The following is a 24930-nucleotide window of genomic DNA, read 5'->3' as shown; positions in this document are numbered from 1 at the left end:
GCCCGCACGGTGCAGGATGCCATCAACCGCACCATGCAGGCAGGTGTTGCCAAGGCCAAGGCGGTGACCAGCGTGAAGGTGAACACCGGCAGCTACAACATCTATTCCTACGACCCAAACCCGCAACCGGCGGGCAGCAAGGCCAAACCCAGGCTGAAATGGCGCGGCAGCCAGACGATTGAACTGGAAGGCAAGGACAGCGCCGCTGTGCTGGATTTGACCGGCAAATTACAAGATATGGGGTTTGCCATGAATGGCCTCAACTATATCCTGTCTACCGAAAAGGCGGAAGGTTTCCGCGACCAATTGATTGCCCGCGCATTGGGCACGCTGAAGGCACGCGCGGCGCTGATGGCCAAGAGCTTGGGCAAATCCAGCTACGAGCTGCTGGAAATCAATGTGGATTCCAACGCCAATGTGGTGCCCTACATGCCAAAGGCCATGATGATGCGGGCGGAAGCCGGGGCTGCGGCGGATATGGCAACCCCCGTGGCCGAGCCGGGGCAGACGGATGTGACGCTGACCGTGGGCGCATCCGTTCTCTTAAAGCCCTAGTTGTTAATGGGCCTTAACCTTTGGCTCGCCTTTTGGGGCGGTGTATGTCATAATAGCGTCATACGCGAATGCTAAAAAAGATTATCCCAACAGGTGAGCATCAGGTTTAAGCCGATGGAAGAACAGCGTTTTTACAGTGCCCCGACGGCCGCCGAATATGACGAGGCGTATCAGGAAATCCTCGTGATTTATGATATTGCCGAAGAGCTTGCCGATACCCCCAATCACCCGCTGGCGCGTTTTCAGGACGAGCAGGTTGCCGTGGTGGAGCCACTGGTGGACGAAGTGCTGGATGCCGCCGATGACCTGAGCCAGGGTTTTTGCGAATTCGTGCAGCAGCCGGACAAGGGCAAGGCCGCCAATGCCTTCAATATGCGCGGCGCGTTTCAGCGTATGTTCAAGGCCGTGAACCGTACCATCAGCCAGATTCAGGAAGTGGGCGGCGAGGTGGGTGAAAACCTGACCGCAACCGTGGTGCCGAGCCTGGAAAAGCTGGTGCGCCATACGGAAAAAGTGTTCAGCCGCCTGGTGGTGCTGGTTTCCGTCACCAAAGAAACGCTGACCAAGAAGCGTGAGGAATTTGCCCGCATGATGAGCGTGGAAGCCCATGTGGCCACGCTGATGAAGGCGCAGCAGGCTGCGCTTGGCGGCCACGGGCAGTAATCCCGTTTTTTCATCATGACCGTTACCCATGTTTTTGACATCGCACTGGGGTTTCCCGTGCCCGGGCTTGACGCGCTTGCCGACGGCCGGGTGGATGATGCGGCGCTGACCTATGTGGCCGATCATTTTTATGCCAATGTGGTGGAGGGGGCCTTTTACCGCCATGTGCTGCATCTGGTGGAGCCGGTGACCGAGGCCGGGCTCAATTTTTCCACTGCGTTGCACATACTGGAGCATTTCCTGCCGGAAGAACAGGCGGAAGCGGTGACCGGGCTGTTTCACGACCGTTTGCTGCGGCATGCGCATGAGCAGTTTATGGACCATGCGCCTTCCCGTAACATCCTTCCACCCGCATTCAAGCGTGCGCCGGATGGGGTTATTCAGGCCGTCTGTCAGGACCTGTCGCGGTGCGATGCCATTGATACGGGGCATCTGCCGCCCTTACCAGAAGACAGGGGCATGATCTGGAATACGGCCATGCTCTTGAACAGCCTGGTTCTGGATGCGCAAAAAGGCGCATGAGCCCTTTATGCTCTGTCGCCCACTAGGGCTAGACATCCCTGGCCGGGAGGGGTAAAGATATAGCCCCTCCTTTTCCAGACAGGCAATGCATGGACCAGTCCCATATCGTCGTTACCGGCGCCAAGGAACATAACCTCAAGAATGTCAGCGTTTCCATCCCACGCAATGAGTTGGTGGTGATCACGGGGCTCTCGGGATCGGGCAAGTCGTCTCTGGCGTTCGATACCATCTATGCCGAGGGGCAGCGCCGCTATGTGGAGAGCCTTTCGGCCTACGCGCGGCAGTTTCTGGACATGCAGAACAAGCCGGATGTGGAAAGCATCACCGGCCTTTCGCCCGCCATTGCCATCGACCAGAAGACGACCAGCCGCAACCCGCGTTCCACGGTCGGCACGGTGACGGAGATTTATGATTACCTGCGCCTGCTTTATGCACGCATCGGCATTCCGCATTCCCCCGCAACCGGCCTGCCGATTGAAAGCCAGACGGTCAGCCAGATGGTGGATGCGGTGATGGCCCTGCCTGAAGGGGCGAAGATCCTGCTGCTGGCGCCCATCGTGCGCGGCCGCAAGGGCGAATATGTGAAGGAATTGCTGGAAGCCAAAAAGAAGGGCTTCACCCGCGTGAAGATCGACGGCGCGATGCATGAGATCGGCGAGCACCCGGCGCTGGATAAGAACAAGAAACACGATATTGAGCTGGTGATCGACCGGATCGTGGTGAAGCCGGAGATTGAGCGCCGGTTGGCGGACAGTTTCGAGACGGCGCTGAAAATGGCCGATGGGCTTGCCTATGTGGAGTTCGCCGCGGCGGCGGGGGACCATAAGAGCGGTGACCGGATGACCTTCTCCGAGAAGTTCGCCTGCCCGGTTTCCGGGTTTACACTGGCGGAAATCGAGCCGCGCCTGTTCTCTTTCAACAGCCCATTCGGCGCCTGCCCGGAATGCGACGGGTTGGGGGCGGAGACATTTTTCGACCCCGAGCTGGTGGTGCCGGATACCGGCAAAACGCTTGAGGAAGGGGCGATTGCACCATGGGCGGGTTCGTCGTCGCGTTATTACGTACAGACGCTGGCGGCGCTGGCGCGGCATTTCAAGCTTAGCCTGCACAAGCCGTTCCGCCAGTTGAGCGAGGAGCATCAGCAACTCATCCTGCATGGGTCGAATGGCGAGAATGTCCAGTTTGATTACGAGGACGGCATCCATCGCAAGCGCGTGGTGAAGCCGTTCGAAGGCGTGATCCCGAGCCTGGAGCGCCGCTACCGCGACAGCGAACCCTGGATGCGCGAGGACCTTGAGCGCTATCAGAACAGCACGGACTGCCATGCCTGCAATGGCAACCGCCTGAAGCCCGAAGCGCTTTGCGTGAAGGTCGGCAGCCAGCATATCGGCGAAGTGACGCGCCTGCCGATCGAGGATGCGGTGAGCTGGTTCGAGAAGCTGCCGAAAAAGCTTTCCTCCAAGCATAACCAGATCGGCGAGAAGATCCTGAAGGAAATCGTCAACCGGCTCGGTTTTTTGAAGAATGTGGGGCTGGATTACCTGACGCTATCGCGCGAGGCGGGCACGCTTTCGGGCGGGGAGGCGCAGCGCATCCGCCTGGCGTCGCAGATCGGCTCCGGCCTGACGGGCGTGCTGTATGTGCTGGATGAGCCTTCCATCGGGCTGCACCAGAGCGACAATAACCGCCTGCTGGCGACCTTGCGCCATCTGCGCGACCTCGGCAACACGGTGCTGGTGGTGGAGCATGATGAGGACACGATGCGCGTGGCGGATTACCTGATCGATATGGGGCCGGGTGCGGGCGTGCATGGCGGCTATGTGGTGGCCGAAGGGCTGCCGGGCGAGGTGATGGCCAACCCCAACAGCATCACCGGGCAATATCTCAGCGGCAAGCGCAGCATCCCGGTGCCGGAAACACGCCGCAAGGCCAAGCAGGGCAGGCACATCACCGTGGTAGGTGCGCGCACCAACAACCTCAAGAACGTGACGGCGGACATTCCGCTGGGCAGTTTCGTGTGCTTCACCGGGGTTTCGGGTGGCGGCAAATCCAGCCTGGTGATTGAGACGCTCTATAAGTGCATCAACAAGAAGCTCAATGGCAGCAAGGATATCCCCGGGCCGCATGACCGGATCGAGGGAATTGAGTTCATCGACAAGGTAATCGAGATCGACCAGTCGCCCATTGGCCGCACGCCGCGCTCCAACCCGGCGACCTATACGGGGGCGTTTACGCCGATTCGTGACTGGTTCACCGCCTTGCCGGAAGCCAAGGCGCGGGGTTACAAGTCCGGCCGTTTCTCCTTCAACGTCAAGGGCGGTCGCTGCGAGGCCTGCCAGGGCGACGGGCTCATCAAGATCGAGATGCACTTCCTTCCGGACGTGTATGTGACCTGTGACGTGTGCAAGGGCAAACGCTATAACCGCGAAACGCTGGAAGTGACCTACCGCGACAAATCCATCGCTGAGGTGCTGGACATGACGGTGGACGAGGCGGTGGATTTCTTCAAAGCGCAGACATCGGTGCATGAAAAGCTGGTGGCGCTGCAGGAAGTGGGCCTCGGTTACATCAAGATCGGCCAGTCGGCCACGACGCTTTCGGGCGGGGAGGCGCAGCGCATCAAGCTGGCGCGCGAGCTGGCGCGCCGATCGACGGGGCGTACGCTCTATATCCTGGACGAACCGACCACCGGGCTGCATAGCGAGGATATCAAGAAACTGCTCGGCGTGCTGCATCAGCTGGTGGATTCCGGCAATACGGTGGTGGTGATCGAGCATAATCTGGACGTCATCAAGACATCGGACTGGATCATCGATATCGGCCCGGGCGGGGGCGCCAAGGGGGGGCGGATTCTTGCTACCGGCACGCCGGAGGCGATTGCCGAAAACCATGCCAGCGTGACCGGGCCGTTCCTGGTGCCGCTGCTGGGCAAGCAACCTGCCAAGGGAAAAAAACAGGCGAATGAGCCCAAGGCCAAAGCGCCTGCCAAACCCGCCAAAGCCACCAAAGGCGCGCGGAAAAAAGAGGCTGCCTGACACATGCCCCCGCACTGGCATGTTACGGCCACGGATGCCGCATCCCGCTTGAGCATGGCGGATAAACCATTTGCCGAGTTATTGCGCCACGGCAGCATGAGCGTGGAGCTGTTTGCTCCGCAAGGCGTGGATAACCAGCAGCCGCATGAACAGGATGAGCTTTATCACGTCATTTCCGGCCATGGGTTTTTTGTACTGGAGCAGGAGCGCGTGACGATTGCCGCCGGTGATGTGCTGTTTGTGCGGGCAGGCAGCGAGCACAGGTTTGAGGATTTCAGCGATGATCTGCTGGTGCTGGTTGTCTTTTGGGGACCAAAGGGTGGTGAATGACCCGGCTTTTATAACCATCGGTTTTTTTAGAAGCATTCCAATGACTTATGCATGTTAATATCGATATCGATACAACCGCTTTCCCTTATACATATCATGTATAAAAAACCCATATGAAAATAATGCCATTCAGCTTTTGTTAAGCCCTTTGTACCAGTTTCGGTCATGTAATGACCCTGATGATGGCACGAGGCCCGTATGAATATACTCCGTTTATCCCGCAGTCTTTCCTTCCAGTTACAGTCGACCGCGATTTTCCTGTCGCTTGTGGGTATCGGGTTTGCGTTTAAGACCTATTCGCATATTTTCCATACCTTCGGTGCGGAAGCTGCCGTTCCCTTCATGCGCGACCTGCAGATGCAGGTGATTGCGGCGCTGGCGGTGAATGTGGTGGTGGGCGCCATTATCTATCAGATTTCGACCAAAAAAGTTCGTAACCTTGGGGAAACCATGCGCAGCCTGACCGAGGGCGATCTGGAGGTTGATGTTCCGTATATTGCTGAAGGCACGGAAATCGGCAGCATGGCCCGCAAGGTAGAGATTTTCAAGAAGAATGCCGTTGAGAAGCGCCTGCTGGAAGAGAAGCAGAAAGAAGGCGAAGCACACATGGAGCGCGACCGCAAACAGGCTATGCGCGACCTGGCCGGGCGCTTTCAGGAACGTGTGCAGCAGATTATTCATGCCGTGGCCGATGCTTCCGGCGAATTGCACAAAACGGCGGAGAGCATGGCGCTGGAAGTGAGCTTTGCCAGCAGCAAGGCGGAGAATGTGAGCTCGGCCGCCACGTCTACCTCCGGCAGCGTGCAGAGCGTGGCCGCGGCTGCGGAGGAAATGTCCGCCACCACGCGCGAGGTGGTGCAGCAGGTGCTGCGTTCCAACGATAAGGTGAAGGATGCGGTCTCCATCACGCACAAGGCGGATGGGATTTCGCGCATGCTGGAGGCTTCCGCCCTGAAGATCGGCGAAGTGGTGCAATTGATCGATAATATCGCCAACCAGATCAACCTGCTGGCGTTGAACGCCACGATCGAATCCGCCCGCGCGGGTGAGGCCGGTAAAGGTTTTGCCGTGGTGGCGGGCGAGGTGAAGACGCTGGCCAACCAGACGTCGGACGCCACCAAGGAAATTGCCGGAAATGTTAACCAGATCCAGGATATCTGCAATCAGGTGATCGGCGCCTTCTCCTCCATCAATGAGGTGATCACGCAGGTGGAGGGCTATACGTCGGCCATTTCGGGCGCCGTTGAGCAGCAAAGCGCCACCACCAACGAGATTGCCCAGAGCATGTCCACCGCCGCGGGCGCCACCACGCGCATCAGCAGCGATATTGAAGAAGTGAAGCAATCCGCCAGCAAGGCGGCAAGTGCGGCGCAAAACGTGCTGACGGCATCGGAGACGCTGACGATGGAATCCGACAAGCTGAAGCAGGAAGTGCAGCATTTCCTGGAAGAGATCGCTTCCTAGGCGTTGCATGGGGCGAGTGAAGGGTCTCGAACCCTCGACCTCCAGAGCCACAATCTGGCGCTCTAACCAACTGAGCTACACCCGCCATGCGTGCCGCTGAAACAGCCTGCGTGGCAGCAGGCTCAGCGAGGGCCGCAATAAACGCGAGATTGAGCGCAAAGTCAAGCGCCCGGATGCGGGTAAAACAGCCGAAAAACTTAACAAAGCCTTACAAAATCCCTTCGCATTTGCAAAAAGCCTGCTATAAGGCGGAATCCCTCCATTTGGCGCTGTTTCCTATGAAGAAAATCGAAGCCATCATCAAGCCCTTCAAGCTGGATGAGGTGAAGGAGTCTCTTCAGGAAGCCGGGGTTGCCGGGTTGACGGTGACGGAGGTGAAGGGCTTTGGCCGCCAGCTTGGGCATACGGAACTGTATCGCGGGGCGGAATATGTGGTGGACCTGCTGCCCAAAATCAAAATCGAAGTGATTGTGGAAGATGCCCAGGTGGACAAGGTGATTCAGGCCATCCAGACCACGGCGCGCACCGGCCGCATTGGCGATGGCAAGATTTTCGTCATTCCCGTGGAACAGGTGATCCGCATCCGCACGGGGGAGGAAAACGAAGAAGCCGTCTAGGTTCTAGCTGCAAGCCCAGCCGCTGGGCTTGCAGGTATAACCATCACTACCTTAACAACCCCAACGCCAAAGGACCCATCATGGCCAAAACCAGCACCGCTCTCAAGCAAGGCGATGCCGCTGAGCAACTGCTCAAGCGCATGCGCGACGAGGAAATCGAATTTGTGGATTTCCGTTTTACCGATACCAAAGGCAAGCTGCAGCACACCGCCTTTTCCGTGAAGCAAGTGAATGCCGGTACGTTTGAAGACGGCGTGATGTTTGACGGTTCCTCCATCCAGGGGTTCAAAAACATCAATGAATCCGACATGATTCTGATGCCAGACGCCGCTTCCGCCTTTATCGACCCGTTCACCGCGCAGCCGACCATGAACGTGTTCTGCGATGTGATTGAGCCCGCCACCGGCCAGGGCTATGTGCGCGATCCGCGCTCCACCGCCCGCCGCGCCGAATCCTACCTGCAGGAAACCGGCCTGGCCGATACGGCCTATTTCGGCCCGGAAGTCGAGTTCTTCATTTTCGATGATGTGCGTTTTGACAATAACATGCGCGGCAGCTTCTACGAGATCGACAGCGAGGAAGGCCCGTATAACAGCGGCCGCAATTACGAAGCCGGCAACTTCGCCCACCGCCCGCGCGTGAAGGGCGGCTATTTCCCCGTGCAGCCGGTGGATTCGCTTTCCGACATCCGTGCGGAAATGATGAGCACGCTGGACATGGTCGGCATGGAATCCATCCTGCATCACCATGAAGTGGCTCCGAGCCAGTGCGAACTGGGCTTCATGTTCAGCACGCTGATGAGCAGCGCCGACAACATCCAGAAATATAAATATGTGGTGCATAACGTCGCGCATTCCTACGGCAAAACGGTAACCTTTATGCCCAAGCCCATTTTCGGTGATAACGGCTCGGGCATGCATTGCCACCAGTCCCTCTGGAAAGCTGGCAAGCCGCTGTTTGCGGGCAATAAATATGCCGATCTGTCCGAGATGTGCCTCTATTACATCGGCGGCATCATCAAGCATGCACGCGCACTGAACGCCTTCACCAACTCCAGCACCAACAGCTACAAGCGCCTGGTGCCGGGTTATGAGGCGCCGGTGATGCTGGCTTACTCCTCGCGCAACCGTTCGGCTTCCATCCGCATTCCGTATGTGAACAGCCCGAACGCCAAGCGTATCGAGGTGCGCTTCCCGGATGCGACGGCCAACCCGTATCTGGCGCTGGCCGCCATGATGATGGCCGGTCTGGACGGTATCCAGAACAAGATCCACCCGGGTGAGGCCATGGACAAGAACCTCTATGACCTGCCGCCGGAAGAAGCGAGCAACATCCCGACCGTGTGCCGTTCCCTGCGTGAAGCGCTGGAATCGCTGGATAAGGACCGCGCCTTCCTCAAAAAGGGCGACGTGTTCTCCGACGACCAGATCGACGCTTACATCGCACTCAAGATGGAAGAGGTGCTGCGCTGGGAAATGGCTCCGCACCCGATCGAGTTCGATATGTATTACAGCGTGTAGTCAGCCGTATTGCAACGAAGGCCGCCCTTCAGGTTATGGAGGGCGGCCTTTTTTGTTCATATAAAAATTGTATGAGAAACATATACGTATATTCGTATGTTTTTGACATTCATATATACGGCGTATATGAGGGGGAAAATCTCAGGAGTTTCCTATGTTTAAAGTGACAATTGGTTCCGTGGTGCAATTGACGCCCGGCGTATGGCGTGCGATGGTGGAAAAACAGGACCTCGCCATTCTGGGCGACAGCAAGGCCCCCAAGGCGGATGTGGCGGTGGTGCTGCTGGGCCGCGCGGATTACGACAAGCGTTCCCGCACGCTTTCCTTCCCGGTCAAGAATGTGCAGTTTCTGGCGCGCGGCAAGGGCATGGACGTGGTGTTCATCCAAAGCAAACTTTACACGCTGGATAAGACGACCAAGAGCGAAGTGATCGCCGAGCCCAAGCGCAAGCCGGGCCGCCCTGCCGGCAGCAAGGCCAAGGCGGGCAAGAAGGCCAGCGTGACGAAGATCCCCGCCAAGCGCGGCCGCAAGCGCATGTCCCGCGCGGCCGAAGTGATTGGTGACGAGCATTATACCAAGCTGCTGGAAGGCGCGGGCAGCGAAGTGCAGCAACTGGGCAAAAAGCTGCTTAACCAGGTGCGCGCAGCCTATAATGCGCCGCTCAAGCAGCAGCCGACCGACCAGTATCGTTTCTCGCAGACGGGGGATAATTTCTGGTCCGTCCGCATTCAAAAGCGCGACAAGTCCCTGCTGGTGACACTGCGCGGCACGGCGGAGACGCTGGGTTCCACCAGCCTGAAGCTGGAAAAGGACCGCCCCGGTTTCTCCAAGGTGAAGCTCACCAATGCCAAGGAAGTGGACGAAGCCGCCAAACTGCTGGTGAAGGTGGCTGAGAAAGCCCAAAAGCCGGTTGCGGCCAAGAAATCCGCTTAATTTCATTTCTTCGTATCAAAAGAAAAGGCCGCTCATCATTGAGCGGCCTTTTTGTATGCATGCGGGCGTGATTATTCGGCCTGCATGAATTCTTCGTCGGTGTCGTCATTATATTGTTTTTCCAGGCGCTCGTGGCGTTCCTGGGCTTCGATGGTCAGGGTCGCGATCGGGCGGGCTTCCAGGCGTTTGATGCCGATGGGCTCGCCGGTTTCCTCGCAATAGCCATATTCGCCTTTTTCGATTTTGCGCAGGGCATAGTCGATCTTTTCCACCAGTTTCAGGTAGCGGTTGCGGGTGCGCAGTTCGATACCGGTGTCGGTTTCGATGCTGGCGCGGTCGTTTAAGTCCGGCTCCTGCCAGTTTTCTTCCTTCAGGTGCTTCAGCGTCTCGCGGGATTCGGCCAGGAGCTCCTCTTTCCATGCCACCAGCTTCTGCCGGAAATATTCCAGCTGCTTCGCGCTCATGTATTCTTCTTTTTCGCTGGGCTTGTAGTTGGCTTCCAATTTAACGGTCATTATGAACCCCCTAGTTATCAGAGCACGGGAGATTAGCGGAGCTTTTCCAGCTTCGCAAGTTCCACCTTAGCGCGGGTGTCGATTTCGTCCATCACCAGCAAAAGCCTTGGGTCCATCACATCCTTGCGGCGGCTGGAGACCAGATGCTGAATGTCTTTCAGCTCTCCCATGCTGATGCTGCCGAGCAGCAGCATGTGGCGAAGGCGGTCAAGCCGCTGAAGCAGGGCTTCGCCGCGCTCCTGCTCCTTTTTTTCCGGGGTGCCGTCCTCAAGATTGGGGATGACGGGGGGGATGAAGCCCAGATTATTGACGGAAACCGGCGCGCCGGTTCCATAACGGCCTTCCGCTTCGGAAAGCGCGTCCGCCCAGGCGGCGGAATCGCTGCTGCCGACGCCACGTTTCTTCTTCAGGTCGCCGGGTTTGCCAACCCCGCCGGGACCGCCAATTTTGAAATCGTTCATTCGGGCAGCCTTTCCATTGTGGCCATGCCTATCTTAATCCTCACGCGGCGACAATACTAGTTTTTTGGCCATATGAAACCTGCCCCGGTCAGGTTTCATCCTTTGCCCGACCTTCGCTACGCGAAGGCTTCGTGCCAATAGTGGCGCGGGTCCTCAAGGGGCCGGTCGCTTCGCTTCATTATCAGGAGTTTACTTGCTCAACACCATTTGCCCTGTGGATAAGGAGCAGTTGGCACGATTTCTGCATAGTGGTTTCGAATCACTTTGATTGGTGCGAACCATGACCCGATATACACAGACACTCGCCTTGCCCCCCATCGGTTGGAGCTGGGTATTGCGTATCGTCCAGATCAGCTTCCTTTCTATGATCTTCGTATGGTCCATGACCCAGCAGGCGGATGCGACCACGGCGCGCATCAAGGATATCGTGACATTCGAAGGCGTGCGCGACAACATGCTGATGGGCTATGGCCTGGTGGTCGGCCTCAACGGCACGGGCGATAAGATCCGCAACAACAAATTCACCGAGGAAAGCCTTGTTTCCTTCATGGAGCGCCTCGGCGTGAACACCCGCGGGGCGGACCTGAAATCCCGCAACGTGGCGGCCGTGACGGTGACCTCAACACTGAAACCCTTTTCCCGTGGGGGCACGCGCGTGGATGTGACGGTGAGCGCCATGGGCGATGCCAAAAGCCTGCAGGGCGGCACGCTGCTGGCTACTCCTTTATATGGTGCGGATGGTGAAGTATATGCCGTGGCGCAGGGGCCGGTTGCCATTGGCGGCTTTCAGGCAGGCGGCGATGCGCAGAACGTGGTGAAAGGCGTGCCAACCAGCGGGTTCATTTCCGACGGGGCCATTGTGGAGCGCGAAACGCCGTTTGCCCTCAATGATATGCAGAACACGCGCATTTCGCTGCGCAATCCGGATACGACCACGGCGCATAACGTGGCCAACGCCATCAACGAACATCTCGGGCCGGGCTCCGCCGAAGTGCTTGACCCCGCCACCATCGCCCTGACGCGTCCGCGCGGGTTTGGCGGCAACATGGCCGGGTTGATGGCCGAAGTGGAGAATCTCCGCATCGATGCCGACCAGCCCGCCCGTATCGTGATCGATGAATCCACGGGTACGGTGGTGATTGGCGAGAATGTGCGCATTTCCACCGTGGCGGTGGCCCAGGGCAACCTGACGGTGAATGTGCAGGAAGACCCGCAGGTGGCCCTGCCGGGTGCATTTGCCCCTGAAGGCACGCCCGCCGTGGCGGTTCCGCGCACCAATGTCGGGGTAACCGAAGGCGGCACCGGCAAAGTGGCCATGCTGGAAAGCGCACCCACCCTGCGCGAGCTGGTGGACGGGCTCAATGCCCTTGGCGTCGGCCCGCGCGACTTGATCACCATTCTGCAGGCCATCAAGGCATCCGGCGCGCTGCAGGCCGAAATCGAAGCACGGTAGGAGGTTTTATGGGTAATTTCACATTCGGCATCTCGCCCGGTTCACCCGTTGGGGCCATTACCGCCATCGATGAAGCCAGCCGCAAAAAAGCCCAGATGCTTCAACAGCAGATGCGCGGTAATGCCGAGGTGGCCAACAGCGCCGCGCATAAGCGCAACGATATGAAGCTGAAGCAGATCGAGGATAAGTCCAAGGAGTTCGAATCGGTCTTTCTGTCCGAGATGCTGAAGCCGATGACGGAGAATCTGGAGAACCCGGCGCCGTTCAATGGCGGCTTCGGCGAAAAGATGGTGCAGAGCCTGCTGCTGGATGAATATGCCAAATCCATGACCAATGCCGGCGGCATTGGCGTGGCGGCGGATGTGAAGCGCCAGATGCTTGCCATGCAGGGCATGGACCAGGATTCCGTGCAGGCCAAGCTGCCCGGTATGGAACCGCTTTATGCCATTCCACGCGTGTCGGATTCCGCCATGAAACCCAGCGCGCCTTCTTACAGCACCCCACAACCCGCAGAGCAGGAGTAGATCATGCAGTTTCATCCTTCCCAGCATTCCGTGCCGATGACCATCGACATGCAGCCCGCGCTGAACGCGCCGATTCTGGATGTGGAAACGCTGATCCATATGACGAGCCGCCTGGCGCATATCCTGGTAGTGGAGATTGAATGCCTCAAGGAAATGCGCATTCAGGAACTGGCCAAGATGCAGGCTGAAAAACATAAGCTCATCACCGCGCTGGAAGCCATGCGCTATGAAATGGACAACCATCCGGAATGGGTGCAGGAACTCGACCGCGAGGAGAAGGAGCATCTGCGTGAAATCAGCCGGGTGTTTCAGGATATTCTGAAGGAGAACCTGCGCCATTTGAAAGTGGCTTATCAGGTGAACCAGGATGTGATCGGCGCGGTGCGTGAAGCGCTGATGCAGAACAGCCAGTCCGTTGGCCTTTATAACCAGCGCGGAAAAGACAACCGCGCCATGCTTGCCACCCAGTCGCTTTCCATGACCATCAATGACACGGTGTAGGGCATAGGCATGGTGACGAAGGCGATTGATAAAGGGAGATTACCATGGCGTTAAGCCTCGCGCTCAATAATGCGCTTTCCAGCCTGCGGGTGAACCAGTCCGCCTTGAACGTGCTTTCGCAAAATATTTCGAATGCGAACACGCCGGGCTATTCGCGCCAGAATCTTCAGCTGGAATCGCAATATGTGAATAATTCCGGCGCGGGGGTGAAGATTGCCGATGTCACCCGCAACGTGGACCAGTATCTGCAGCGTACTACCCAGATGCAGGCATCCATCACCATGGATTCCTCCGTCATCAGCGATTACATGGACCGCGTGCAGCTGGTGACCGGCAAGCCCGCCTCGGATAATTCGCTGAACGCCTATATCGACAATTACTTCTCCGCCATGCAGGACCTGGCCGACAGCCCGGACAAGGCCTCGCTGCGCGAGAATGCGGTGAAAACGGCCAGCACGCTGGCGCGTTCCATGAATGATACGGCCTATGGGCTTGAGCAGCTGCGTTACGAGGCGGAGCTGGATATCAGCCGCGAGGTCAAGACCATCAACGATACGCTGACCAAGCTCTATGACGTCAATATCGCCATCGCCAATGCCGATGCGCTGAAGCAGACCAAGGTCGGCCTTTACGACCAGCGGGATGCATTGGTCAATCAGCTCAGCCAGTCGCTCGATATCCGTGTGCGTTACCTCAAGGACGGCCGCGCGACGGTGGCCGCCGCAGGGGGCATCGGCCTGGTGGATTATCAGCTGCACCAGCTGCAATATACGCCTGCTTCGGGCGTGGATACGTTCATCAATGACGGTACGCTCGGGCCGATTACGTCCACCGCGGTGGACCGCAAAACCTTCAAGCCGCTGGCGCCGCCCGCCACGCTGGTGGCTGCCAGCACGGAAGGCAGCTTCTCCACGCCGATGAAGAGCGGCAAGCTTTACGGGCTGCTTCAGGTGCGCAACGTCAAGATTCCGGAAATTCTGAACACGCTGGATACGCTGGCCCAAGGCGTGCGCGAGAAGATCAATGCCATCCATAATGACGGCGCCGGTTTTCCGCCGCCGGACACGTTGACCGGACAGGTTGCCGTGGATCCGCAGGAAGTACGCAACTGGCAGGGGTCCGCCCTGATCGGCATCGTCAATCCCGATGGTACACCGCTGGATAATCCCTATCCGATCAATGACCCGCTTTCACAGGAAACGGGTGGTTTCCGCCCCGCGCAGCTGAACCTGAACTTCAACTCGGGCGAGGGCGATGTGGGCTGGCATACGGGCCAGACTATTGCCGATGAGATGAACGCCTATCTGGGGCCGCAGGGCGCCAAGTGGGAGCTGGGCAATCTCTCCAACGTCCGCCTGGTTTCCAACATCGAGAACGTGCCGCAAACCGGCGCGCTTTCGCTGGATTTCGATTTTGAGAATATTTCCGACAATACGGCCACGGTGCAGATACTGGGCGCGACCATCAACGGTTTTCCTGCCGCGGGTGTTCCCACCACGGCGTATAATGTTAATGCCGGTTTTACCGGGCGCACGGGCACGGAATGGGGCATCACGGGCACCGGCGTTGTGGGGCCAAACACGATCGACGTGACCATTCAGGTGACGGACGCCAATGGTAACGTGTCCACCGATACGCTGACCTTCGTGGTGGATAACAGCGTGCCGGGGGAGATCAAAAACAACCGCTTCATCGCCACGACTTCAGGCGGGGGTAATGCCTACCAGGTGTTGCCGAGCGATCCAAGCGCCATCGCCCGTGCCGAGTTCGTGAATGACAAGGGACTGCCCGTTCAGCCGGGTGAATATGGTTATCTGAAAATCAACACGTTCGATCCGGATCACCGCATTGCGATGTCGGAAGGGACTTCCTACGATAACGGGCGCCTGTTCGCCACCCCGCCAGAGGTTGGCACCGGCAAAGGGATTTCCCATTATTTCGGGCTGAACAACTTCTTCAACGAGAACAATAATTTCGTGAAGAACACACCGTATCTGGGCAATGATACGTTCAAGAATTCGGCGCTGAACCTGTCCATCCGTACCGATATTATCGACCATTCGAACTATCTGAGCACCGGTAAACTGACGCAAACCCACCTCGGCAGCGTCGGCGGCAAGCCCGTTTATACCTACGAGCTTGGCGCGGGGGGCAAACAGGCGGTGCAGGCGATGGCCGATCTCGGGCTCGCGCAGGCATCTTTTGCGGAATCCGGCCTGCTGCCGGTGACGGACCAGACATTAAGCGGCTATTCCTCGTCCTTCCTTGGGGCGACGGCGGCCGTGGCTGAATTTGCCAAGCAGCAATATGACAATGACAATCTTCTTTACCAGACCTACCAGTCCAAGAGCGATGCCATTTCCGGCGTCAACCTGGACGAAGAGGTGGGCAATACCATCATCTATCAAAATGCCTACAGCGCATCGGCCAGGGTGATCACGGTGGTGAACTCCATGTTCGATGCATTGATGAATTCCTTCTAATAACGGCCACTTTGTTAAACGGATAACGCCATGCTTTCACGCATCAGCACCCACGCCTACCTCACCAATGTGATTACCGAATACGGTAAATCGCAAAACAATATGGCGATTCTGAACCAGCAGATTTCCAGCGGGCTCAAGGCCACGACCTTTCAGGGGCTGCACGGTTCGGTGGAGCGGGTGAACGCGTTTGAAAACAAGCTGAAGACCACCAATCAGTATATCGAATCCAACGATCTGATCGGCGCGCGGCTTCAGGTAATGGGTGATTCGGTGGATAATATCGCCAAGATAGCCGATGATGTGGCCAAGCTCATCATCCAGTCCAAGGGCGCAACGGAAGCCCAGTTCGGCGCATTCCTGAACATCATGAAAGCCAATGTGAACAACGCGGCGGCGCAGCTGAACACCAATATCGGCGGAAGCTACCTGTTCGCAGGCGGTAAGACCACGGTTGCCCCGGTGCAGGTTCCCGTGCCGGACAATGCCATCACCGGTACACCGGATTCGCTTTATTATAATGGTGACGACGAAACGTTGAATGCGCGCGTGACCGATACGTTGCTGCTGAATTACGGCATCAAGGCCAGCGATGACGGGTTTCAAAAATTATTCGCCGCCATGAACACCGCCATTGAGGCTTATCAGACGGGCGATAACAGCCTGCTGGACAAGGCGCTTGATCTTGCCAACCAGGCGGCCGACGGCGTGAACGTCACCAAATCCCGCATCAACGGCAATATCGTGATTCTGCAGGATGCGAATACCTACCACGAATCCACCAAGGCCTATGTAAAGGGTGTTTATGGTGACGCCGTGAACACGGACACGGTTGCCGCCAGTACGGAACTGGCCGTCAACAATAGCGTGTTGCAGGCGTCATTCCAGGCATTCTCACGTATTTCAGGATTAAACCTAGCCGACTTCCTGCGTTAAGTGACAGGTAACGGCTTTGGCGTTATAACCAAAGGAGGCAACCATGCTCGCACTATCTCTCTCCAGCCAATCCGGCAAGCCGGAACCGCTGACACCCACGAATGCATTACTTGGAGCTGCTATGAATACCAGCGCTTTACCTACACCGACCGACAGCTTGAAAGAGCAACCTTCCACGCGCGAAGTGAACACGCGATTCGGCAAGGTCACGGTCAACAAGGATCGCGCCGTGTTCTTCCCCAAAGGTTTTGTGGGCATGCCCGACAAGCAGTATTTCTGCATGGTGGATTTTCCGCTCACCAAGCTGCCGCGCTTCAAGCTGGTGCAATGCATGACCGACGATGATCTGGCCTTCATGGTGCTGCCGGTTGAGCTGACCAACGAGTTCATTGAAAAAGAAGATATCATCGAAGCCTGCAAGACGCTCGATATCGCCCAGGCCGATGCGGCCGTGGTGCTGGTGGTGACCATTCACCGCCGCGTGAACAGCGTGTCGCTTTCCGTGAACACCCGCGCGCCGATCTTTATCGACACGGCCAAGCTGACCGCCGCGCAGTATGTGCTGCCCAATAATATCTATGAGATCCGCCAGATGATCAGCTCGGCGGGGGTGATGCTCGAAGGCACCTACGACGACTAAGCCTGGGCGCTTTCGGGTTCCGGTGGCAAAACGCTTAGCTTTCTGCGTTTCCAATCCTCACGTAGCGCTGCTACGCTCCGGTTGGAAGCCTCGAAATCGTCGCTTTTTTGCACACCAGAACCCGAAATCATCCCAGCCTTTGCCCCTCTAAAGGAGGCGCTGGTGTTTCGCTTTCGGTGGGGCTACAAGATTTCCAATAACATAAAGCAGGGTGCAGGTGCCGCAGGGATTGCAGATCGCATTGCTGGAGAAGTTTCATTGCCTGGGCGCGGAATGCGAGGATACGTGCTGCCGCGGGTGGGACATGCAGATGAATGCGCGCATTCAGGCGCTTTATGCGGAAAAGGCGCCCGATCTTCTGGCCGCGGTGGCGGAAGGGCCTTCCGGCGCCATCATGAAGCGCGACCCCGCCACCGACGCCTGCATCAAACTTGAAGCGGGGCTTTGCGGCATCCATCGTGACCGGGGCGAGCAATTCCTTGGCGATGCGTGTTATTTTTACCCGCGTTCCACCCGGCATATCGAACATAATGTTGTGCAGTCGGCCGCCTTGTCATGCCCGGAGATTGTGCGGCTTGGGCTGCTGCAGGATGGCGGATGGGATTATGTGGGCGGGGAATTCGAGCGGCTGCCGGAGGCATTGCGCCATTACGGTGAAGGTGTTTCCGGCGAGGCAGCCATTGCGATGGTCACCTCCTTTTTGCATCTGGCAAAAGGTGAGGGCGCCGCTTCGGCCCTGATGGGGGATATTCTCTCCGTCAGCCAGTCGCTGGACCATCTGCCCGCCGAGTCCTGGCCGGAGGCGGTGCCGTTTTATATCAAAATGGCCGCAGGCCGCCGTGCCGCTCCGGAAAAGGACATACTGGATATTTTTCGGTTGCTGCACGCGCTGGTGATTCTGTTCGGCGGGACCGGCAAAACGCCGTCGCCGCGTTTGCAGCGCGTGCTGGATGCGGTTTCCCAATGTTTGAACGCCGAAGTGGACTGGCAGGCCAAAAGCCTCATCACCCCGGAAAACTGGCAGCATGTAAAGACCGACCTGCGTGCCTGCTGGCAGGCGAATGCCGAGAAGCTGGAGCCGGTGCTCAAGCGGTGGATTCAGGGGCAGGTCAGCCTGCATCTGCACCCGCTGGGCGGCATGGGCAGCAAGGTGTTTGACCGTGCGTTGCTGATGGCGGTGCGTTTTGCGATGGTCAAGCTTGCTCTGGTGTGCCGTTTGGCAAAGGGTGAGGAATTTACAGCCGAACTAGTGGTGTCCACCGTTCAGCCGCTGGCGCGGGTGCTGGATCATCTGGCCGGGCCGGAATTATGGCTGGCGCTTTGTGCCGATTACGGCTGGCAGCGCGAGCCGCGTATCAATGGTGTTATCAGGATATTGGAGTAGCGTATGACAGGCGATCTTTTCGGGCAGGCAGCCGCGGCGAAGCCGAGTGAACCCGCACCCACACCCGCGCAGGGGCCTAAATCCGGCACCTATCTGGCCGAGGTGCGCGACCAGTATGAGGACCTGCCTTATCCGCCCTTTGATCCGGAATGGGATAAGTTTCGTTTCTTCTGTCCCATCAACGCCCAGTTCGACGCCATCACGCATTTCGGTTTTTCCGGCAAGCGCGATTTGCGCCAGGGCAAAACCCGGGTGCTGATCGCCGGAGGCGGAACCGGCTCCACCACGATGGCATTGGCCGAGCAGCTGCGCGATAACCCGGAGGCCGAGGTGGTTTACCTCGACATGTCGAGCGCTTCAATGCGGGTGGCCAAGCAGCGCGCGGAGATTCGCGGGTTGACCAACATCACCTGGATTCATGATTCACTGCTGAATATTCCTTCGCTCGGCATCGGCAAGTTCGATTTTATCGACTGCGCGGGAGTGCTGCATCACCTGGCCAGCCCGGATGACGGATTGAAGGCGCTGGTGAGCGCGCTGGATGAGGATGGCGTGATTTCCATCATGCTCTATGGCTATTACGGCCGCATGAGCATTTATCTGATGCAGGAGCTGTTCCGCCATGTGAACCAGGGCGTAACGGACAAGCAGCAGAAGATCGAGAATGTGAAAAAAATCCTGCGCGGCGGGTTGCCTTCCAGCAACCCCTTCACCCGCGATTATAAGCGTTTTGAGGGGGATCTCGCCGCCGATGGGGGGATCTATGACTTGCTACTCCACACGCAGGACCGCGCCTATACCATTCCGCAGCTTTATGATTATGTGGAAGGGGCGGGGCTTACGCTGAACAAGCTGTTCACCTTCAACCGCGAGATGGGGGCCGTGTCGCTCGACCCCGCACTTTATATCAAAGACATGGACCTGCTGGCGCATGTGATGAAACTGCCCCTGCGCGAACAGCAGGCGATTTCCGAAATCATCATGGCCGATGGGCATAAGCAGGAATGCTATGCGTCCTTCAAGGAGCGCCCCCTGCCCAACTGGGAAGAGGATATGGACATGGTGCCATCCCTTTCCATGATCTTTGACCTGAGGGCGTATGAAAGCCTGGCCGGGTTGATGGACAAGGCCAATGTCGGCCAATATATTGAGTTGCGCACGCCCAACCAGAAATGGGTGGCCCATGTACAGCGTACCTCCATGATGCACCTGATCTGCCGTTATTTCGACGGCGAGCGCAGCGTGAAGGAGATTTTCCGCAAAGTAATGGAAACGCCGGAAGGGGAAAAGAACAAGGCGAATTTCGTGACGTTGAAAGAAGAGTTCCGCCAATTATATAATGCGCTGGCTCCGTTGCAGTGGATCTATTTGCGTAAAAGCGGCATACCACGCTTTAAAGGCCATAATGAAATTCTCCAGCCTTATGTGGAGAAATATCCCGGAGCGCTGGAGGCTTATCTGGAAAAAGAACGGGCAAGGCGTGGCGGCGGCAAGCTGCCGGAATTCGCGCCGCCAGAATGATTAAGCGGTGTTAACCGGCTCCGCGCAAAAAATTTCGCCCTGTCTTCCTGGCAGGGCGATTTTTTTACAGGCGTTTAGCGGTTTTGCCGCGCTTGAATACTAGCTATTGTTATGCTATACTGAGTAATCGATATATATTGGGTTTAACTTTTGTTAACCAGTGTGTGCGATAGTTCAATGTGAGGGCATGTAGTCCTCTGTATCAACGTCCATCCATGTAGGAGGCAACAATGGGTTCTACCATTAATAACAACATCTCTGCCTATTTTGCGCAGAGCAATCTTAAATCCGCCAGCATGTCAACCAACTCCTCGATTTCCCGCTTGTCCAGCGGTAACAAAATCGTGCGTGCTGCTGACGACGTTGCCGGTCTCTCTGTCGGTACGGTGCTTCGTACCACGGTGAGCACGCTCAAAACCGCTCTTGGTAACGCCAACCAGGCCAACTCGCTGCTGCAGCTGGCTGATGGTGGTCTTGCCAACATCGGTGATATTCTTCAGCGCCAAAAATCTCTGTCGGTGCAGGCAACTTCCGGTACGCTGTCTTCGGCGGAACGTGGGTTCCTCAACCAGGAATTCCAAAGCCTGAAGGGGGAGATTGACCGACTGGTGGACAACACCAAATTCAACCAGGTGACGCTGCTGAACGGTTCTCTCTATGATGATGCCAACATCAGCACAGATCAAAACACCATTGCCAACACCCTGGCAACGGGCGCTGCTGCCTTTACCGGCACGATGGCTTATCTGGACGATGGCGTGACGGCTGCCGAATTCGGCACGATTCTTGATGCCATCAACCCTGGTAACGCCGCTACCGGTTTCGACACGACCAACATTGCCAACAACTCCGCATTCGTCGGCAAGCTGGGCAGCAAGTTCAACGTGACCTTCAATGCCCAGAACAACCTGACCATCGCCATCCAAGTCGGCGATTTCATGTATACGGGCACAACCAACGCCGCGAACAACGCCGCCACGAACATCACCATGACCGGTGTGAACGTGAACACGGGTGCAACGGGCGGTGGTACGTTTGAACTGAGCCTGGGCGCTGGTGCGGCTGCAGGTGGTTTCGCCAACATCGATGACCAAGTTGAAGCCAATCAATTCGGTAAGATGCTGGATGACGCAACCTCCAAGCTGACCTTCTACCAAAACCGTAACATGATCGAAGATGCCACGGGTCTGATGTCCAGTGCTTCTGCCATCGTGATGTCCGGTGATTTCAGCAACCTGCGCGTGACCGATGTTCGTGTGGTTCCGACCGACGGTACCAACACCGGTAACATCGAGATCGATGTGGGTGGCAAAACGCTGACCGCCGCTGGTGTGATCACCAACGCCGGTACGATTGCCGCTGGTAACCTGGACTTTGTGGATACAAGCAAATCTGCAGCGTTGCAGCTTGATCGTGTTCGCATTACCACGGTTAACGCCATCAACAATATCAACACCCCATCTTCCGCTGAAGATCTTGTGCGTGACCTCAAGACCTTCTTCGGCGTGGGCACCGGCAATACCGCACTGAACTTCCAAACCGGCCAGGCCGTTTCGGATAAGATCGAAGTGCAGATCAAAGACGTATCCACGTCTTCGCTCTATGCCGGCAAAAGCCTCGATGTGTTGACGGTGGCCAATGCTCAAGCGGCTGGTGCGCAAATCGATAAGGCGATTCAGTTTGTTACCTCCGTCCGCGCTGACGTGGGTGCACTGCAATCCCGCTTCGATTATGCAAGCGCCAACCTGCAAACCTCGATTCAGAACACCGATGCCGCCCGCGGCACGTACCTGGATGCAGACATCTCGGAGGAATCCACGAAGTTTGCTTCCAACCAGGTGCTGATGCAGGCCTCCATCTCGGTTCTGGCTCAGGCCAACCTGCTGCCACAAAACCTGCTCAAACTGATCGGGTAATAGGTAGCATGTCCCTAAGGGGAGGGGCGGAATACCGCCCCTCCTATCTTGGGAATGGTGCTGGGGGGATGATATGAGTGATATATCCAGCTTAAATAATTTTGCGGCCGGGGCGCTTCCATATCAAGCGAAGCCTGCTCTGCCGACAAGTATAAAAACGGATATTGCTAAAGTTCCCGCTGTTTCGGAAAACCCGGTCGATATCGTTCAATTGTCGGGAAAGGCCGTTACGGATTCCACAACCAAGGTTGCACAACCTGCTTCGGTTGAGGATGCCGTGTTGAAAACAGGGAGCCGAAAAGAAGTTGTCGAGCAGGCTGCGTTGAAATTCGCTTCGCAGACATTTTACCCGGTAAGCAGTGTGAGATTTACGATCTACAAGGCTTCCAACGGGGAATATGTAACCCGCTTTACCAATCTTCTGGACGGATCGGTCAATTATGTGCCCGAGCCGGAACTGATGCAAAATCTGGTTCGTTCCAAAGAGGGCGAGCCGACACTGGTGGGAACCTATGCCTAGGCAGGCTGCCTGAGCATGATGCGTCCGCTTGGCGGTTGCGTCATTCTCAGGTAGCTTACCAGGCGGGGCAGCCGGTAGGAGGAGACGATGGTTACAAGCATTCAACTCGGTCAGTTCTATCAGTCAGGCGGCAAAACGCTGCTGGGCGGCAGCGCGACCGGCTTTGATACGCAAAGCCTTGTCGAAAGCCTCGTTAAGGCACGCCAGATCCCTGTGGATACGCTGACGGGGAAAGTGGATACCAACAGCAAAAAACTCACGGCGCTGGACCAGCTGAACGGTCTGATGAGTTCTTTTAAAACGTCGCTGAACTTTCTGCGTAACCCGCCGGGCCTGAGCACGGCCAGCCAGGACGTGTTTCAGTCCCGCACGGTCAACAGTTCCACCAATACCGGTGTTTCCGCGGATAGTTATGTCTCGATCACCGCGGCTGCGGGGGCCGATCAGACCAGTTATAGCGTGACGGTGCAGGATATCGCGCGCCGCACGATTCAAACGACCAATACCATCAGTGTGGCGGATGCTGATACTTCAATTGTGGCGGCTTCCGCCACGCCTGGGCAATTCACTGCCGGCGCGCTTGAGCTGAAAAGCGGAGTGACGGTCAATATCACCGCCGGGGATTCGCTGAACGATATCGCCGCCAAGATCAATGCGACCACCGATACATCCGGCGTCAAGGCGCAGGTGGTGAAGGTGGGCAATGGCAGTTACCGCCTGCAGATGCAAAGCACGCAAACCGGCGTGGTCAATGCCTTCGACTCCGATGTGGCCGCCAATACGGGCGCAGGCGGGGTGCTTGAATCCATCGGGCTGGATGCCGCCGCCAGTCAGGGCGCGACCGATGCCGCCATCACCGTCAACGGGGTGGCTGTTACCAGTGCCAGCAACACCATTTCCGACGCCATTGCGGATGTCACCTTCACCGTCAAGCAGGCAACGCCTCCGGGTACCAACATCAATGCCGAGGTGACGGCGGATACGTCGCTGCTGGAAACAGCCGTGACCAATTTCGTGAATGCCTACAACGAAATTCGCGTGTTCATGGCAAAGCAAAACCAGCGAGGCGATGACGGATTGCCCACGGAAGATGCCGTGCTTTCCAATAACTCCACCCTGCGCACCATCATGACGCAGATTGACAGTGAACTGAACCGCACCGTTTCCGGTTTGACCAGCGGTTTATCGCGCCTGTCGGAAATCGGCGTGACCTTCACCGATTTTGCCGGTGATTCAGAGACGCCCGCGGTGCGCAACGTGTTGCAGCTCGATTCCGATGTGTTCAAGCAGGCGGTGGCCAATAATTACGATGCCGTGCGCCGCGTACTGGCGTTTGATTCCACGACCTCCTCCACGGATCTTATCGTTTCCGGACGGAGCAATGCCGCCACCATCAATGATTTCAGCGTGGTCATCGACACGGTTGCCCAGACGGCTACCGCCAATTACACCGATGAGTTCGGCGTTCCGCAAAGCCTGGCGCTGACCTACAGCCCTTATGCGGGCGGTGCCAACATCAGCGGCGTGGACGGCACGGTGCTTGAAGGCCTGAAAATGGTGTATGCCAACACGGTGGATGCCACCATCGACGTGCACATGACCCAGGGTATTGCCGACCGCCTGTATAACGTGGCGGATAATATCACCAATTCCACCAGCGGGCTGATTGCGACGGAAAAAGATGGCCTCACCAGTCAGAATGACCGTTACAACACCGATATCGACCGCCTGAACGAGCAGATCGAGAAATACCGTCAGCAGCTGCTGGCGCGATTCTCCCAGCTTGAGCAGGCGATTGCCAATGTGAATACGCTGCTGCAAAGCCTGGATGCGCAGTCCAACGCTTATAACAACCAGTAGCGGCAAAGCCAGGGAGCCAGAGGTTCCCTATATATTAACCATCTTGTGTCACATTAGTGATGCAAGGCATGTGAACAGGTAGTTTGCGGAGTAAGGACCATGTCACCGACGCAAGGATACAACGCTTACCGTTTCGCCCGGGCCACCACCAGTAAAACACGCCAGGTGGTGATGCTGTATGAGACCGCGCTCGCCGAGTTGCTGAAAGCACGGCAGGCGATGGAAAAAAACGATATTGAAGCCCGCTGGAACCATTCCGACAAGGCCATGCAGATCATGCTCGGGCTTCAGCAGGCGCTGGATTTCGATCAGGGTGGCGAAGTGTCCGAACTGCTCTATGATTTCTATACCGGCGTGACGAACAATATCCACCGCATGCAGCGCTACAACAACCTTAAAGCCTGCGATCATGCGATGACCAAACTGAAGGACATGCTGCAATCCTGGAAAAATATCGACCAGCAGCAGCATGAGGTGGATGCCGCCGCTTCAGCCGTGGTTCCCAAGGAAGATCCCGCTTCGCGCATGCCCAATGAAGCGGTGACCATTTCCGCCTAGTAGTTTGTTGGCTCGCGC

General features: G+C 57.2%; 23 protein-coding genes and 1 tRNA gene. 21 read left to right on the top strand and 3 right to left on the bottom strand.

The genetic code is table 11. The features are described from left to right. The 6 genes from GC177_07165 to GC177_07140 all read left to right on the top strand — a co-directional run. Positions 1-555 (top strand): DUF541 domain-containing protein (locus GC177_07165; GenBank protein MBI1275735.1); only part of this gene is annotated, 555 nt, incomplete at its 5' end. A gap of 93 nt (positions 556-648) precedes the next feature. After that, entirely contained in the window at positions 649-1218 is a 570-nt protein-coding gene (locus tag GC177_07160; protein MBI1275734.1) for a hypothetical protein, read from the top strand. Between the two features lie 57 nt (positions 1219-1275). Further along, positions 1276-1740 (top strand): hypothetical protein, encoded by a 465-nt coding sequence (locus GC177_07155; GenBank protein ID MBI1275733.1) that lies wholly within the window; start codon positions 1276-1278, stop codon positions 1738-1740. An 89-nt stretch (positions 1741-1829) separates the two neighbouring features. Then, positions 1830-4775: an excinuclease ABC subunit UvrA gene (gene uvrA, locus GC177_07150; GenBank protein ID MBI1275732.1), complete on the top strand. Its 2946-nt coding sequence runs from the start codon at positions 1830-1832 to the stop codon at positions 4773-4775. A 3-nt stretch (positions 4776-4778) separates the two neighbouring features. Continuing rightward, positions 4779-5105 carry a cupin domain-containing protein gene (locus GC177_07145; GenBank protein MBI1275731.1) on the top strand — a complete coding sequence of 109 codons (327 nt, stop codon included), beginning with the start codon at positions 4779-4781 and terminating at the stop codon, positions 5103-5105. Between the two features lie 198 nt (positions 5106-5303). Beyond that, positions 5304-6569 (top strand): hypothetical protein, encoded by a 1266-nt coding sequence (locus GC177_07140; GenBank protein ID MBI1275730.1) that lies wholly within the window; start codon positions 5304-5306, stop codon positions 6567-6569. Positions 6570-6577: 8 nt separating this feature from the next. On the opposite strand, the gene GC177_07135 is transcribed toward GC177_07140, so the two are convergent. Then, positions 6578-6654, bottom strand: a tRNA-His gene (locus tag GC177_07135). Positions 6655-6847: 193 nt separating this feature from the next. Here GC177_07135 and GC177_07130 point away from each other — a divergent pair. The 3 genes from GC177_07130 to GC177_07120 all read left to right on the top strand — a co-directional run bounded on the left by GC177_07130 (position 6848) and on the right by GC177_07120 (position 9640). Further along, complete coding sequence (locus tag GC177_07130) at positions 6848-7186, top strand: P-II family nitrogen regulator (GenBank protein MBI1275729.1); 339 nt, start codon at positions 6848-6850, stop codon at positions 7184-7186. A gap of 80 nt (positions 7187-7266) precedes the next feature. Further along, positions 7267-8706 (top strand): type I glutamate--ammonia ligase, encoded by a 1440-nt coding sequence (gene glnA / locus GC177_07125; protein ID MBI1275728.1) that lies wholly within the window; start codon positions 7267-7269, stop codon positions 8704-8706. A 154-nt stretch (positions 8707-8860) separates the two neighbouring features. Further along, a complete protein-coding gene (locus GC177_07120; GenBank protein ID MBI1275727.1) occupies positions 8861-9640 on the top strand; it encodes a hypothetical protein in 780 nt (259 codons plus the stop codon). 71 nt (positions 9641-9711) lie between these two features. Here GC177_07120 and dksA read toward each other — a convergent pair whose 3' ends face one another. Beyond that, positions 9712-10155 carry an RNA polymerase-binding protein DksA gene (gene dksA, locus GC177_07115; protein ID MBI1275726.1) on the bottom strand — a complete coding sequence of 148 codons (444 nt, stop codon included), beginning with the start codon at positions 10153-10155 and terminating at the stop codon, positions 9712-9714. 32 nt (positions 10156-10187) lie between these two features. Beyond that, on the bottom strand, positions 10188-10616 hold the full coding sequence (locus GC177_07110; GenBank protein MBI1275725.1) for a hypothetical protein: 429 nt from the start codon (positions 10614-10616) through the stop codon (positions 10188-10190). 280 nt (positions 10617-10896) lie between these two features. Here GC177_07110 and flgI point away from each other — a divergent pair, with 280 nt between their 5' ends. From flgI to GC177_07050, 12 genes are all read left to right on the top strand, one after another. Continuing rightward, a complete protein-coding gene (gene flgI / locus GC177_07105; GenBank protein ID MBI1275724.1) occupies positions 10897-12069 on the top strand; it encodes a flagellar basal body P-ring protein FlgI in 1173 nt (390 codons plus the stop codon). An 8-nt stretch (positions 12070-12077) separates the two neighbouring features. After that, positions 12078-12593, top strand: a complete 516-nt coding sequence (locus tag GC177_07100) for a hypothetical protein (GenBank protein MBI1275723.1) — start codon at positions 12078-12080, stop codon at positions 12591-12593. 3 nt (positions 12594-12596) lie between these two features. Continuing rightward, a complete protein-coding gene (locus GC177_07095) occupies positions 12597-13094 on the top strand; it encodes a hypothetical protein (GenBank protein ID MBI1275722.1) in 498 nt (165 codons plus the stop codon). A 44-nt stretch (positions 13095-13138) separates the two neighbouring features. Next, positions 13139-15577, top strand: a complete 2439-nt coding sequence (gene flgK, locus GC177_07090) for a flagellar hook-associated protein FlgK (GenBank protein ID MBI1275721.1) — start codon at positions 13139-13141, stop codon at positions 15575-15577. Positions 15578-15607: 30 nt separating this feature from the next. Continuing rightward, a complete protein-coding gene (locus GC177_07085; GenBank protein MBI1275720.1) occupies positions 15608-16513 on the top strand; it encodes a hypothetical protein in 906 nt (301 codons plus the stop codon). A gap of 43 nt (positions 16514-16556) precedes the next feature. Further along, on the top strand, positions 16557-17153 hold the full coding sequence (locus GC177_07080) for a hypothetical protein (GenBank protein ID MBI1275719.1): 597 nt from the start codon (positions 16557-16559) through the stop codon (positions 17151-17153). A 217-nt stretch (positions 17154-17370) separates the two neighbouring features. Continuing rightward, entirely contained in the window at positions 17371-18537 is a 1167-nt protein-coding gene (locus GC177_07075; GenBank protein MBI1275718.1) for a hypothetical protein, read from the top strand. Between the two features lie 3 nt (positions 18538-18540). Beyond that, complete coding sequence (locus GC177_07070; protein ID MBI1275717.1) at positions 18541-20058, top strand: methyltransferase domain-containing protein; 1518 nt, start codon at positions 18541-18543, stop codon at positions 20056-20058. 230 nt (positions 20059-20288) lie between these two features. Further along, positions 20289-21974 (top strand): hypothetical protein, encoded by a 1686-nt coding sequence (locus GC177_07065; protein MBI1275716.1) that lies wholly within the window; start codon positions 20289-20291, stop codon positions 21972-21974. 73 nt (positions 21975-22047) lie between these two features. Further along, positions 22048-22494 carry a hypothetical protein gene (locus tag GC177_07060; protein ID MBI1275715.1) on the top strand — a complete coding sequence of 149 codons (447 nt, stop codon included), beginning with the start codon at positions 22048-22050 and terminating at the stop codon, positions 22492-22494. An 87-nt stretch (positions 22495-22581) separates the two neighbouring features. Beyond that, positions 22582-24354 carry a flagellar filament capping protein FliD gene (fliD, locus tag GC177_07055; protein MBI1275714.1) on the top strand — a complete coding sequence of 591 codons (1773 nt, stop codon included), beginning with the start codon at positions 22582-22584 and terminating at the stop codon, positions 24352-24354. Positions 24355-24453: 99 nt separating this feature from the next. Beyond that, the gene (locus GC177_07050) at positions 24454-24912 is read left to right on the top strand and encodes a hypothetical protein (GenBank protein ID MBI1275713.1); all 459 of its coding nucleotides are present in this window, start codon (positions 24454-24456) and stop codon (positions 24910-24912) included. Positions 24913-24930 lie beyond the last annotated feature (18 nt).

The sequence above is a fragment of the bacterium genome, assembly GCA_016124905.1.
Taxonomy (GTDB): domain Bacteria; phylum Pseudomonadota; class Alphaproteobacteria; order Rickettsiales; family RI-342; genus RI-342.
Note: the sequence above shows the minus strand (reverse complement) of the source record. Positions and strands in the feature narration are given on the sequence as shown.

What these genes read in the sequence shown, in the direction of transcription:
- uvrA (MBI1275732.1), top strand. Translation starts at nt 1,830, where the DNA reads ATGGACCAGTCCCATATCGTCGTTACCGGCGCCAAGGAACATAACCTC.
- GC177_07145 (MBI1275731.1), top strand. Translation starts at nt 4,779, where the DNA reads ATGCCCCCGCACTGGCATGTTACGGCCACGGATGCCGCATCCCGCTTG.
- GC177_07140 (MBI1275730.1), top strand. Translation starts at nt 5,304, where the DNA reads ATGAATATACTCCGTTTATCCCGCAGTCTTTCCTTCCAGTTACAGTCG.
- GC177_07130 (MBI1275729.1), top strand. Translation starts at nt 6,848, where the DNA reads ATGAAGAAAATCGAAGCCATCATCAAGCCCTTCAAGCTGGATGAGGTG.
- glnA (MBI1275728.1), top strand. Translation starts at nt 7,267, where the DNA reads ATGGCCAAAACCAGCACCGCTCTCAAGCAAGGCGATGCCGCTGAGCAA.
- GC177_07120 (MBI1275727.1), top strand. Translation starts at nt 8,861, where the DNA reads ATGTTTAAAGTGACAATTGGTTCCGTGGTGCAATTGACGCCCGGCGTA.
- dksA (MBI1275726.1), bottom strand. Translation starts at nt 10,155, where the DNA reads ATGACCGTTAAATTGGAAGCCAACTACAAGCCCAGCGAAAAAGAAGAA.
- GC177_07110 (MBI1275725.1), bottom strand. Translation starts at nt 10,616, where the DNA reads ATGAACGATTTCAAAATTGGCGGTCCCGGCGGGGTTGGCAAACCCGGC.
- flgI (MBI1275724.1), top strand. Translation starts at nt 10,897, where the DNA reads ATGACCCGATATACACAGACACTCGCCTTGCCCCCCATCGGTTGGAGC.
- GC177_07100 (MBI1275723.1), top strand. Translation starts at nt 12,078, where the DNA reads ATGGGTAATTTCACATTCGGCATCTCGCCCGGTTCACCCGTTGGGGCC.
- GC177_07095 (MBI1275722.1), top strand. Translation starts at nt 12,597, where the DNA reads ATGCAGTTTCATCCTTCCCAGCATTCCGTGCCGATGACCATCGACATG.
- flgK (MBI1275721.1), top strand. Translation starts at nt 13,139, where the DNA reads ATGGCGTTAAGCCTCGCGCTCAATAATGCGCTTTCCAGCCTGCGGGTG.
- GC177_07085 (MBI1275720.1), top strand. Translation starts at nt 15,608, where the DNA reads ATGCTTTCACGCATCAGCACCCACGCCTACCTCACCAATGTGATTACC.
- GC177_07080 (MBI1275719.1), top strand. Translation starts at nt 16,557, where the DNA reads ATGCTCGCACTATCTCTCTCCAGCCAATCCGGCAAGCCGGAACCGCTG.
- GC177_07070 (MBI1275717.1), top strand. Translation starts at nt 18,541, where the DNA reads ATGACAGGCGATCTTTTCGGGCAGGCAGCCGCGGCGAAGCCGAGTGAA.
- GC177_07065 (MBI1275716.1), top strand. Translation starts at nt 20,289, where the DNA reads ATGGGTTCTACCATTAATAACAACATCTCTGCCTATTTTGCGCAGAGC.
- GC177_07060 (MBI1275715.1), top strand. Translation starts at nt 22,048, where the DNA reads ATGAGTGATATATCCAGCTTAAATAATTTTGCGGCCGGGGCGCTTCCA.
- fliD (MBI1275714.1), top strand. Translation starts at nt 22,582, where the DNA reads ATGGTTACAAGCATTCAACTCGGTCAGTTCTATCAGTCAGGCGGCAAA.
- GC177_07050 (MBI1275713.1), top strand. Translation starts at nt 24,454, where the DNA reads ATGTCACCGACGCAAGGATACAACGCTTACCGTTTCGCCCGGGCCACC.